At 57.9% G+C, this 12,000-nt stretch carries 9 protein-coding genes; 1 reads left to right on the top strand and 8 read right to left on the bottom strand.

Going from position 1 to position 12,000, the window contains the following annotated elements:
- Nucleotides 1–104: 104 nt before the first annotated feature.
- Nucleotides 105–1,298 carry a radical SAM family heme chaperone HemW gene (gene hemW, locus CDO73_RS14785; RefSeq protein WP_088489292.1) on the bottom strand — a complete coding sequence of 398 codons (1,194 nt, stop codon included), beginning with the start codon at nt 1,296–1,298 and terminating at the stop codon, nt 105–107.
- A 470-nt stretch (nt 1,299–1,768) separates the two neighbouring features.
- On the bottom strand, nt 1,769–3,583 hold the full coding sequence (lepA, locus tag CDO73_RS14780) for a translation elongation factor 4 (RefSeq protein WP_088489291.1): 1,815 nt from the start codon (nt 3,581–3,583) through the stop codon (nt 1,769–1,771).
- A gap of 200 nt (nt 3,584–3,783) precedes the next feature.
- On the opposite strand from lepA, the gene rpsT reads away from it, so the two are divergent.
- Nucleotides 3,784–4,059: a 30S ribosomal protein S20 gene (gene rpsT / locus CDO73_RS14775; protein WP_087796584.1), complete on the top strand. Its 276-nt coding sequence runs from the start codon at nt 3,784–3,786 to the stop codon at nt 4,057–4,059.
- A 146-nt stretch (nt 4,060–4,205) separates the two neighbouring features.
- On the opposite strand, the gene holA is transcribed toward rpsT, so the two are convergent.
- The 6 genes from holA to CDO73_RS14745 all read right to left on the bottom strand — a co-directional run bounded on the left by holA (nt 4,206) and on the right by CDO73_RS14745 (nt 11,956).
- Complete coding sequence (gene holA / locus CDO73_RS14770) at nt 4,206–5,225, bottom strand: DNA polymerase III subunit delta (protein ID WP_088489290.1); 1,020 nt, start codon at nt 5,223–5,225, stop codon at nt 4,206–4,208.
- Nucleotides 5,226–5,477: 252 nt separating this feature from the next.
- Nucleotides 5,478–6,842 (bottom strand): hypothetical protein, encoded by a 1,365-nt coding sequence (locus CDO73_RS14765; protein ID WP_088489289.1) that lies wholly within the window; start codon nt 6,840–6,842, stop codon nt 5,478–5,480.
- Nucleotides 6,843–7,388, bottom strand: a complete 546-nt coding sequence (locus tag CDO73_RS14760; RefSeq protein WP_088489288.1) for an RNA polymerase sigma factor — start codon at nt 7,386–7,388, stop codon at nt 6,843–6,845.
- Between the two features lie 432 nt (nt 7,389–7,820).
- On the bottom strand, nt 7,821–10,532 hold the full coding sequence (locus tag CDO73_RS14755; protein WP_088489287.1) for a ComEC/Rec2 family competence protein: 2,712 nt from the start codon (nt 10,530–10,532) through the stop codon (nt 7,821–7,823).
- A gap of 9 nt (nt 10,533–10,541) precedes the next feature.
- Complete coding sequence (locus tag CDO73_RS14750; RefSeq protein ID WP_088489286.1) at nt 10,542–11,225, bottom strand: ComEA family DNA-binding protein; 684 nt, start codon at nt 11,223–11,225, stop codon at nt 10,542–10,544.
- A gap of 212 nt (nt 11,226–11,437) precedes the next feature.
- The gene (locus tag CDO73_RS14745; RefSeq protein WP_088489285.1) at nt 11,438–11,956 is read right to left on the bottom strand and encodes a deoxycytidylate deaminase; all 519 of its coding nucleotides are present in this window, start codon (nt 11,954–11,956) and stop codon (nt 11,438–11,440) included.
- Nucleotides 11,957–12,000 lie beyond the last annotated feature (44 nt).

Here is a 12,000-nt window from a genome sequence, read left to right as displayed (position 1 = left end):
TATAAGTATCGGCATGAAGCCGCTGCATATTCGCATAAAAAGCAAAAAAACCGCCGGAAACTCTCCGACGGCTTTGCCGATTTCGCTTTTTTCTTTTTTTCGGATTATTGAGCCTCGACGGTCAGGTAACCGATAAACTCGCCGAACACGTCGTTGCCGAACAAAATGCCTTTTTCGCTCAGTCTGTAGCCTTCGATCCCGTCGTCGCGGCGTTCGATCAATCCGAAATCCGTCATCTTTTTGAGCGGGGCGGCAAAAATCTCTTCTACCGGCACGCCGAACTGCTTGCGGAACCGATCGCTTTCCATTCCGTCCAGCATGCGAAGTCCGACCATCATGAAGTCTTCCATCGCTTCTTCGCGCGGCACTTCGAATTCGTCGAGTCTCGGCAGCCCTTTGCCCGCGGCTTCGTTGTAAGGATTCACGCCTTTGACGTTGATATGCCGTTTGTGACCGACATACCCGTGCGCGCCCGCGCCGAAGCCGTAATAATCTTCGTTTTTCCAATACGTGATATTATGACGGCTTTCTTTGCCCGGCTTGGCGAAGTTGCTGATCTCGTACTGCTTGTAGCCCGAAGCTTTCATGCGGTCCATCAGCAGCTTGTACATCGCCAGTTCGTCGTCTTCGTTTGGCAGCGGAAGCTTGTTTTTCTGGAAAAGGGTATGGAATAACGTATTTTCTTCGACTTTGAGACTGTAGATCGAATAATGCGGCAGTCCCAATTCCAACGCGCGCGAGACGCTTTCGTCCAACATCTCCACCGTTTGATTCGGCAGACCGAACATCAAGTCGATCGACAGATTGTGCAGCCCCGTCTTATGCGCGTTCTCCAGCGAACGGTAAACGTCGTCCGTATTGTGAATCCGCCCGATCTCGCCGAGCAGCTTGTTCTGGAAAGCTTGCACCCCGAAACTGACCCGGTTGACCCCGCCGTCTTTCATCACTTTCATCTTATCGAGATCCGTCGTGCCCGGATTGGCTTCCATCGAGAACTCGATATCTTCCGCCCAATTCGGAAAATGCTTGCGCACCGAAGCCAAGAAAAACGCCATCTCGTCCGGTTTGAGCACCGTAGGCGTTCCCCCGCCGACAAAAATGCTTTTGATCGTCCCCGGCGGCGTGATCGCGACCGTCTGTTCCATCTCCCGATCCAACGCCCGCAAATAATCCATCACCGGCTGATCTTTGAGTACGTAAGAATTGAAATCGCAATAAAAACACTTATTCGTACAAAACGGAATATGGATATAAACCGCCTCCGGCGCCGCCGAAGAGCGAAATTGTTCTGTCGTCATGATGAACCTCCTATATATAAACGGCTCTCGCCAACCGCCCTTACCCGCTAATCTTCAAAAAGGAAAGCCGGATCCCGGCTTCCCTTTGCAACTTCGATGTTCGATTATATCCTTGATGCCTTACGATCGTAAGAAAGGAACAGGCCCATCAAGGCCGCATTCCTTTCATTCTTTTGACCTTAATCTTTTGATCTTAATGTTTTGAACCTGATCTTTTGCATTCGATCTTCCCCTCCCCCAATCCGACGAGTCGGTTTGGAGGCAGGGAAGGCCGTTCGTATGCGCGCGTGCCCGATGCTCAGGGGAAACGCGTTCGAAGCGGAAAGCGGAGCGGCCGCATTTGGAAATCGGGGAATCCACCACTATAAACTTCCAATCAAATTCCCCGATTCCAACGGCGGTGACGTCCGAACGCGTTTCCCCCGCTCGAGGCACGCCCCGCCGCACACGAGCCGCACCGGACGAGAAGACTACTCGTCCAACCTCAGCACCGCCATAAACGCCTCCTGCGGCACCTCGACGTTGCCGACCTGCTTCATGCGCTTCTTGCCTTCTTTCTGCTTCTCGAGCAGTTTCCGTTTACGCGAGATATCGCCGCCGTAACACTTGGCGAGGACGTTCTTGCGCATCGCTTTGACCGTCTCGCGCGCGACGACCTTCGTGCCGACGGAAGCTTGAATCGGCACTTCGAACATCTGGCGAGGAATCAGCTCGCGCAGTTTCTCGCAGATCACGCGGCCGCGCTGGTAGGCGCGCTCTTTGTGCACGATGAACGACAGCGCGTCGACTTGTTCGCCGTTGAGCAGGATGTCCATCTTGACCAGATTGGACTTGCGGTAACCCGAGATCTCGTAGTCGAACGACGCGTAGCCTTTGGTGCCGGATTTCAACTGGTCGAAGAAGTCGTAAACGATCTCCGACAGCGGAATCTGATACGTCAGCGTGACGCGGGTCGTGTCCAGATATTCCATGTTCACGAACTCGCCGCGCTTGTTCTGGCACAGTTCCATGACCGTTCCGACGAAATCGTTCGGCACGATGACGGAAGCCTTCACGTAAGGTTCTTCCACGTAGTCGATCCGTCCGACTTCCGGATAGTTCGACGGGTTGTCGATCTGGATCACGGAACCGTCGGTCAGGCCGACCTTATAGATAACGCTCGGCGCGGTCGTGATCAAGGCGATATCGAACTCGCGCTCGATCCGCTCTTGAATAACGTCCATATGCAGCAGGCCGAGGAACCCGCATCGGAATCCGAAGCCCAGCGCGCTGGAAGTTTCCGGTTCGAACGTCAGCGAAGCGTCGTTCAATTGAAGTTTCTCGAGCGCTTCGCGCAGATCGTTGTAATCCGAAGATTCGATCGGATACAGACCGCAGAATACCATCGGGTTGATCTTGCGGTAACCCGGCATCGGTTCGAGCGTCGGGTTCTTCGCGTCGGTGATCGTATCGCCGACGCGCGTGTCGCCGACCGTCTTGATGCCGGCTACCACGAAACCTACGTCGCCGACGTTCAGTTCGTCGACCATCGTCATGCGCGGCATGAACGCGCCGACTTCGATGACTTCGAACGTTTTGTCCGTCGCCATCATCTTGATCTTGGAACCCGCTTTGATCTTGCCGTCAAGCACGCGGATATAGACGATAACGCCTTTGTACGGATCGTAATGCGAATCGAAGATCAGCGCTTTGAGCGGTTCGTCCGGATTGCCCGTCGGCGCCGGAACTTTGGCTACGACCTGCTCCAGAATTTCTTTGATGCCGATGCCCGCTTTGGCCGAAGCCAGTACCGCGTCGCTCGCGTCGAGACCGATGACGTCTTCCACTTCCTGCTTGACCCGTTCCGGTTCCGCGCTCGGCAGATCGATCTTGTTGATCACCGGCAGAATCTCCAGATTGTTGTCGAGCGCCAAGTACACGTTCGCGAGCGTCTGCGCTTCGATGCCCTGCGCCGCGTCCACGACGAGCAGCGCGCCTTCGCAGGCCGCCAAAGAACGCGAGACTTCGTAAGTGAAGTCGACGTGTCCCGGCGTGTCGATCAAGTTGAGCAGGTATTCTTCGCCGTCGTCGGCTTTGTACGTCAGACGGACCGCTTGCAGTTTGATCGTGATGCCGCGTTCGCGTTCCAGTTCCATTTGGTCAAGCACTTGCTCTTGCATTTCGCGCGAAGTCAGAGCTCCCGTATATTCCAGAATCCGGTCGGCAAGCGTCGATTTGCCGTGGTCGATATGCGCTATGATGGAAAAGTTCCTTATTTTCTTCTGTCTTGCCGCAATGTCTGTCATTCCTTACCTCCGCCCCAATTCTAAGCGTAATCAATCCATTCATTATAGCAGTTGGGCCAAGTCCCAGCAATCCCGTCGTTTCCCGAAAAACAAAATCTAAGATTCTTTTTGAAGGTTGCTTTTTCCCCGCTGTCATGCTAAGATACTTTAAGTTGTGAAACTTTCGATGTTTCGTATATGCTTTACAGGAGGTGAATGCAATGCCTAATATCAAATCCGCCATCAAACGCGTGAAAACGAACGAGAAGCGCCGTGCGCTTAACGCTTCGCAAAAATCCGCACTTCGTAGCGCAGTGAAAACTGCAACGACAGCGCTGGAAAGCAACGACGTGGAAACTGCACAAACTGCAGTAAAGAACGCTTCGCAGAAGCTGGATAAAGCCGTAACTAAAGGTCTGATCCACAAAAACGCGGCAGCGCGCAAAAAATCCCGTCTCGCTAAAAAAGCGAACGCTCTGAAAGCTGAACAAGCTTAAGAACTCGCCATTTTGCGATATGACCCGATATAACAAGCTTATGAAACCCCGGCATCCTTAACGGATACGGGGTTTTTAAGTTTGTTCGGACCGAAAAAGCAGAGCGTCGATCGGCCGCCCTGCTTTTTTGTCCGGATTCCGCGATGCTATGCGCCCAACTTCAGCAAAAACATCTCCAAACCGAATACTTTATCCACCGCGCCCGTCTTTATCTCGTGATCAAGCTTGGCTACCAAAGCCAGAATGCGCCGCAGTTTCGCGATCTCGAACCGTTTGGCCTGCTCCGCGGCGATCTTGACCGCATAAGGATGCAGCCCGAGCTGCCCGGCCATCTGCTGCTGCGAATAATTTTGCGTCGACATTTCTTTGACCTGAAGCATGATGCGGAATTGGCGCGCGATCAAAGACAGAAGCTTGATCGGTTCTTCGCGCTGCTTGAGCAGATCGTAGAATACGCCGAGCGCCTGCTGAAGCTTGAGATTGGCGATATGTTCGACGAGCACGAATACGCTCTGCTCCGTGCTGATCGCGACCAACTTCTCCACATCGCTCGGTCCGACCGCCCCGCCCTGCCCCGCAAACAGCGATAATTTCTCGATTTCCGCGGACAAAGTCCCGAGCGTCGTGCCCGCGCGCTTCAGCAGCATGTCCACGCCGTCCGAACCGATCGACACCGAACTTTTCTGAAATTGCTTCGTGATCCAATTCGCCAGTTCGTTTTCTCCCATCGGCGCGAATTGAATCACCGGCGCGGCCGTTTTGAACGATTTCACGACCTTTTTGCGTTCGTCGAGTTTCTCCGCGTAGGCCACGAACACCAATACGCTGTAGTCCGCGGGATTGCCGATATACTCGAGCAGCTTCTCGACGCGGTGCTCGACTTTCGTCGATTCTTTGCCCGCCGTGAACAAGCTGCTGTCCCGTACGATCACCAATTTGCGTTCGACCAGAAACGGAGCCGTCTCCGCTTCCTCGACCACCACTTCGACGGGCGTCTCGGCCAGATCGTAATGCGCTACCGCGAACGCCCGTTGATCTTCTTCGATCAGTTCGTTTTCGAGCATGGAAACGAATTCCTTGATTCTGTATTTTTCGGTCCCGTAACACAGATAGAGCGGAGAGACTTCTCCCGCGCGTATTTGCTTGACCGCCGCTTTCAAATCCATCGTTATAACCTCTTTCCGCCGCCTCGTCCAGCACGGGGCAGCTCTTGTATCGAGTATGGAGTCCGACCCCGCAGGACGGATCTCCGCTGCATCCATTGTACCGGATCGCGCGCGAAAACGCATCATCGGCCGCAGACCGAGCTTTTTCCGATACGCGTTTTCGCCGAAACCCGGCAAAAAAAGCCGACGATCCGCTTCGAATCCCGCGCTGTCCGCGAAAGATCCGAAGCGGCCGTCGGCCGTTCGTTTGCTTTATTTGCCTTGTTTGAGCGTCGTTTCTTCGATCTTCCAAATCTGCGAAGCGGTCGTGCCGTCCGGCTTCACCAGATCGTACGTGAAGGTCTTGCCGTCTGCCGACCATACGCCGTTCGTCGCTTCGCCGTCGATCTTCTGCGTTCCCAGTTCTTCGGAACGATCGCCTTTGAGCAGGGTCAGCGTCCCCGGCGAATACGCGATCAGATACGCGCTGTCGGGCGACGTCCATTCCGTAGGAGCGGCCGCCAAGCTGTAAACTCGGCTGTCCGCTTCCGAATCTTCGACCGTGCCCGATTCGGGCGTTCCCGAATCTTGAAGACTCGGGGCTTGATCGGCGGATTCGTCCTCTTCGTTCCCGAACGCGCTGATGCCTTCGTTAGGCTGAGCCTTTTGCGTCGCGGTCGGCGCATCGGCCGGCGGCGTCGGAGATTGCGTTTGGGGCGCGGTGTTTTTGTTGCTCCCGTTTTTGTCGTTCGCGTTCGGCTGCGTATTCGGTTTCGAATCCGCAGGAGGCGACTTTTTCGCATTATCCGACTGTTGTCGATCGGAAGCGGCCGGCGAGTCCTTGGACGGCGAATCGTTGTTCGAGGATTTATTCGATTTGCCGGTTCCCGGCTCTGCGCCGCCGCCCTGTTCGGCGCCCGACGACGCGTCGGAGCCGGATTCCGTCTTCCGACTGCCGGAAGAATCCGGAGCGGTCGACGGCATCGTCTTTTGCATTTGATCCTGCGCTGCCGCCGGCGGGTCTTGCGCGTCTTCTTGAGCCGGCGGATCAGCCTTGCGCTCCGTCGCTCCTTCTTCCGGGACTATCTGCGCCTCCGGCTGCATTTCTTGAACTTCGGTACTCGGATCGGTCAGATCCGGCGCCGTCTTCTGGGCCGCTCCGCCCGATACCAGCGTATCGTCCGTCGCGTTCGAAACGGCCGTCGTCGAAGTCACTTCCGCATTCGGCATCTCCTGCGGTTTGTACGTGGCGACGAAGATACCCAATACCGCGGCCGCGATCGCCGTTCCGCCTACGGCTCTTCCCATAGTGGAGCGCCAGAAGGCGGCCGCTTTGCGGCGCGGAGGCATCTGCTGTTTGCCCGGCAGCATGACGACCGGCTGCTCGGGTTCTTCCCGTTCCAAAGGCGCGAGACGATCCAGCTCGTCCAGACGAGGCAGGATCGCGTCGACCAAGCTTACCGGGGGTTTGACGTCCGGCAGCGATTCAAGTTTATCGGATAACCCTTGAAGGAACTCGAAATCCGCTCTTGCGTCCGGAGACTCGCCGAGATGGCGAAACAGCGTCTCCGTCTCTTCTTCGTTCAGGTCATGATCCAGGTAACGGTTCATATACTCTAACGCTTCTTCGCGTTTCATCTACAGCGCACCTCCTTTCTGATATTCTCGCAGCAGCTGTTGAAGCTGCCCTCTTGCCCGGAACAAATACGATTTGACGGTATTGAGCGGCAGCTCCAAAGAATCGGCAATCTCGTTGTACGACATATCCTGCACGTATCGGAGGATCACGACCGTCCGATGATGCTCCGGCAGCAGATTGATCGCCCGGTCGATGTCTTCGCGGGTATAGGCCCGCATGACTTCGCCTTCGACGCTGGCATGGTCTTCGAACACCATCTCGTGTTCTTCGATCGACACCGTCGGTTTGGCGCGTCTGAATTTGTCGATGCAAATGTTGGTTACGATTCGCTGCACCCAAGTCTTGAACTGCGCTTTCTCTTCGTAAGAACCGATCTTGGTATAAATGCGGATCAGGGCTTCCTGCGCCGCGTCCATCGCGTCCTGTTCGTTGTTCAGCGTATAATAAGCCGTCTTGTAGACGGCCGGTTCAATCTCGCGCAATAGGGTGATGAGAGCGTCGCGATCGCCCGTTTGAGCGGCTCTGATGAGTTCCTGCTCGACCACTAAGGGTCCCCCTCTCTTGCACCCCTTCAGACGAGCGTTCGCTCCGAAAGGTTGCGTTCTTTTTCTGTTTTTTCAAAAAAAGTTGTTTCAAATTAGGTTGAAAACATTCTCTTGACGGTAAAGCCCCGGCGGAGCGCGGCGTCCTTCCGCGGAGGCATATCTCCAACCAGTCTACCAGAAACGGTTTTGTCCGTCATCTGCGGCCTGCTTGCAGACTTCGGCGCCGGCTCTCCGCGTTCCTTCCTTACTGATTATAAAACGAAAAAAGCTCTTTTCTCCCGCCTTCGGGAACGAAAAGAGCTGCTTCTTTCGGCTATTCCGTAGCGTTTTGCATAGGGCGGCCGCCGGACTATCGGCAGCCGGTTCCGGTCCTGCCGCGAATTTCCGCGCGCACGAAACGGCGAATTCCGTGTTCGAAAACGCCGAAGCCGGTCAAGATTCCGGCGCAGCCGCCTGCGAGGTCCCTTCAGTCGGCGCTTGCTCCAAACGGGTCCGCACGCGCAGCGGTTCGCCGGGCGGCGCTTCGAGCTGAATCTCTCCGGCGAGATCCGTGCGCAGCACGATCGAACCCGCTTGCTCCAATCTGTCGATCACGCCTTCGTTCGGATGGCCGTACGTATTATGTTCGCCGACGGAAATCAGGGACAACTTCGGTTTCAAGCGGCGTACCCATTCTTCGGAAGTCGAATGTTTGCTGCCGTGATGTCCGACTTTGAGCACTTCGACGGGGGCGGTACCGGCCCGCTGCTCCAGACGATCGAGAATTTCCCGTTCCGCGCTTTCTCCGGCATCTCCCGTAAACAGAAACGAATGTCCGTTCATGTTCATCCGGAACACGACCGAATATTCGTTTTGTTCTTCGAGTTCCGGCAGGCTGCCCGCGAACACGCCGGACGGGTTCCAGAACTCCAGAGTCGTCCGGCCGTCGGGACTCCATTCGTCCCCGTCCTGCGGCGCGTACACGTTCGTGCCGCCGCGCAGCGCCGATTCGAGCAGACGATCCAGATCTTCGCCGCCGCTGCGCGTGCCGTTCATGATCAGCCGTTCGACGGGAATCTCGTCGAACACCGCTTCGAGCCCGCCGTAATGGTCGCGGTCTCCGTGGGTCAAGATGACCGCGTCCAACCGATGCACGCCGCGCTTCTTGAGCAGCGGCACCACGACGTCTTGTCCGACTTCGTACGGATCGAGCCGTTTTCGCCATTCCTGTCCGGGTCGTTCGAACGTCACGGTGCCTCCGCCGTCGACGAGCAGATGCCGGCCTTCCGGCGTCGTGATCAAGACGGCGTCCCCTTGGCCGACGTCCAGCATCTGCACCAGCCCCGCCGAACGAGGGCGGGGCAGATAAGCGGCGGTCAGCAGGCCGACCAGAACCAGCACGGCCGCGGCGATCCGCAGCGGCCGCTTGAAGCTGCGGCGGCTTTCGAAGCGGCCGCCGCTTTCGGGCAGGAAGGCCGCCGTGCCCGCGGCCTTCCCGCCGAGGCGGGCCGCACTTCCCGGCCCGCCCGCGCGCGCATTCCCGCGCGCATCGAGCGGCACCGTGTCGCCGCTCGCGGGGCCGGCTTCGCCCGGCCCGGTCGGCCGCGCCAGCCGCGCGGCCGCGAAGATGCCGCCGCATAGGGCGGCCAGATACAATCCGATCCAGACGGGCGACGGCGACGCCCAGATCGTGCGCGACCAGCGGACGGAGCTTCCGCCGTCCGCGCACCAGAACACCGCGGCGTTGATCAGCCGCACGGGATAAGCGGCCCAATGCGCGCCTTGCATCCAGAAACCGCTCAAGATCAGCGAGACCGTGCCGAGCGGAATCGACACGAAGCTGATCAGCGGCACGAGCAGCAGATTCGCCGCCAAGCCCAGCAGCGAATATTGGTTGAAATAATAAATGCTGAGCGGGAAAGAAACCAGATCCGCGACCAGCGAGATCGCCGCGGCTCCGCCGACCGCTTTCGGCAGAAAACGCAGAATCTTCTGCATGGGCCGGGTCAGCAGAATGATGCCCGCCGTCACCGCGAACGATAATTGAAAGCTGATCGCGTTCAAATAATACGGGTCCCACAGCAGCATCAGCAGCGCGGCCAGACATAAGATATGCAGACCGTCTTTGAGCCAGCCGCGCCTCGCCGCATATAGACCGATCATGCTCATGATGCCCGCGCGAACCGCCGAAGGCGACGCGCCGGTCAGCAGCACGTAAGGAGGCACGAAGCAGAGCGCCGCGACCAGCGACGATTCTTTGGTTACGCCGAACCGGCGCAGCAGAAGCAGTACCGCGCCCACGTACAATCCGACGTGCATGCCGGAGATCGCCAGCACGTGCGTCATGCCGAGACGGGCGAAATTCGTATAGGTATCCGGGTCCAGCCCGTCCTGCAAACCGAGCAGCAGTCCTTGCATATAACCCGCGCCGATGCCGGGATACAGTTCCGCCAGCTTGTCCGCGAGATTCGCGCGCAGATCGTCGCTGCGCCGCAGCAGGCGCAGGCCGCCGCTCGCAGGCTCCGACACTTCCGCGCTTGCCGCTCCGGCGGCCCGCAGCACCCAATGAATCCGTTTCTGCCGCAGATAATCGCGGTAATCGAATGCGCCGAAGTTCCGCGCTTCCGACGGAAGCTCCAGATCGCCGACCACGCTCAGCCGATCGCCTCTTCCCCAAGCCGCAGCGAGCGGCTGTTCTTCTTCGGCCGCCAATTTTATCCGAACGACTACTCGCTCTTTTTTCGGCAGCGCGGTCAACGAATCATCAGCGTTCCGGCCTTTCTGATCATCAGCCGACATCCCCGCCCGCTCGATCGCAAGTTCGAACATTGCCAGATCCCCGTCGATCTTGACCGGGCCGGCTATTTCGCCTTCTACCTGAACCCCTTTGTATTCGGATTCGGCGGTCGAAGCCTCTCCCAAGACATGCGGCAGGACGGTCGCATTGGCCGCATCCCGCCAAGCGCCGTACCCGGCCGCCAACCATAATGCCGCCCCGAAGATCAACAGCGACCGCAGCGACAAACGGGCGAAGCAGGCAGCCGCCGCCAGAAGCAGCGTCAATCCGAACAAGACGAGCAGCATCTGCCCGGAGTCATACAGATCGGCGGCGATCGCTCCGGCCAACCAACAGATCGTAAACGCAACCAGCGGTCTTCGTCTCATCGCGCCCGCCTACAGAGCCAGATCCGGCAGCATCTTCTCGAGCATCTTCGGCCCGATGCCTTTGACCTTGACGATGTCCGTCACCTCGCGGAACGGACCGTTTTTGTCCCGATACTCCAGAATGGCCTGCGCTTTCTTCTCGCCGATTCCCGGCAGTTCCATAAGCTGCGCCGCGTTCGCCGAATTGAGATGGATCTTGCCGTCTTCGACCGGTGCCGGCGAAGACTCCGCCGCCTTTGGAGCGGCGGCGGCCGATTCGGGCAAATCGGAGGATCTCGAGTCGGCCTGCCGCGTTTGTTCTGCTGTTGCGTCCGCCTCGCCGCTAGTATCCGAATCGGCGCCTTCCGTTTGCGGTTCGCTCGATGCGGAAGCGCCGCTGCGTCCGGTCTCGGCAGCCGCCGTTTCCCCTTTTTCGGTTTGCGAAGCTGCGGCTTTCGCTTCGCCTGTCTGCGACTTCGCCGGCTTCGAACCTTCTTCTCCTCCAGATTTGTCATGCTTCGCTCCCCCATTACCCTTCTCCGCCGGCTCCGCAGCCGCCTCGACCGTCCCTTCCTGAACGGCCAATGCCGTCTCCAGCTTTTCGTTGAGCGGCTGCCACGGCAGACCTTCCGGCTCGCTTCCTCCCGCCGACATCAGCACGCCCGTTCCCAGTACGACCGAGATACAGGCCGCCCACAGCAGTTCTTTTTTCATTTCGTTTCCTCCTCCGTTATAGTGGTCGATCACGACAAAAAACCTTCCGTCCCTAGCGCATAATCGCTAGGGACGGAAGGTTTCGCTTCCGGGTCTCCCCTAGTCAGCGGCCGGGCGTGCTTCGCCTGCCGCTTCCTGTCATCCGATAACGGAGATGAACCGCTCTTGCGAGATTCGACGATCGAATGGTTGTATCAAACAGCTTTCCGCGATCACGGAGCCGGCACGGAAGCCGGGGTCGGCGGCCGATACTGCTCGACGCCGCGGAATACGATTCCTTTTTGCGCCATCATGGTCCGCACTTTGCCGCTGTCTTTCGGATAAGCGCGGCAGTAGACCACTTCGGTGATCCCGCTGTTGGCCAGCATGTTCGCGCAGGTCCAGCAAGGTTCGTCCGTGACATAGACGGTCGAACCTTCGCGGTCGGCACGGTCGGTGAACAGCAGCAGATTCTGCTCGGCGTGAATGGTCCGCACGCAGCGCTGCTTTTTGACCACCTGCTCGCCGCCGTCTTCGGTTCGGACCAATTCGTATTCTTCGGCGATCATGCAGCCCGCTTCCGAACAGTCCGGAACGCCCATCGGCGCGCCGTTGTAAGCCGTGCCGAGCAGCTTCTTGCCCTGTACCAGCACCGCTCCCACTTGACGGCGCGGACACTGCGACCGGGTCGACACCATGAAGGCGATATCCATAAAATAAGTATCCCAATCTTTGCGCGGATGCTGTTCCACCTTGAATCCCCCCGTACTTCGTTGATCGCCGGCTTCTGTTCGGG

The organism is Saccharibacillus sp. O23, from assembly GCF_002205895.1.
GTDB lineage: Bacteria > Bacillota > Bacilli > Paenibacillales > Paenibacillaceae > Saccharibacillus.
The sequence above is the reverse complement of the archived record's forward strand: the minus strand, read 5'-3'. Positions and strand labels throughout refer to the sequence as shown.

Bases quoted from the DNA above. Each gene is read 5' to 3' on its own strand.
- hemW (WP_088489292.1), bottom strand. From the start codon at position 1,298: ATGACGACAGAACAATTTCGCTCTTCGGCGGCGCCGGAGGCGGTTTAT.
- lepA (WP_088489291.1), bottom strand. From the start codon at position 3,583: ATGACAGACATTGCGGCAAGACAGAAGAAAATAAGGAACTTTTCCATC.
- rpsT (WP_087796584.1), top strand. From the start codon at position 3,784: ATGCCTAATATCAAATCCGCCATCAAACGCGTGAAAACGAACGAGAAG.
- holA (WP_088489290.1), bottom strand. From the start codon at position 5,225: ATGGATTTGAAAGCGGCGGTCAAGCAAATACGCGCGGGAGAAGTCTCT.
- CDO73_RS14765 (WP_088489289.1), bottom strand. From the start codon at position 6,842: ATGAAACGCGAAGAAGCGTTAGAGTATATGAACCGTTACCTGGATCAT.
- CDO73_RS14755 (WP_088489287.1), bottom strand. From the start codon at position 10,532: ATGAGACGAAGACCGCTGGTTGCGTTTACGATCTGTTGGTTGGCCGGA.
- CDO73_RS14750 (WP_088489286.1), bottom strand. From the start codon at position 11,225: ATGAAAAAAGAACTGCTGTGGGCGGCCTGTATCTCGGTCGTACTGGGA.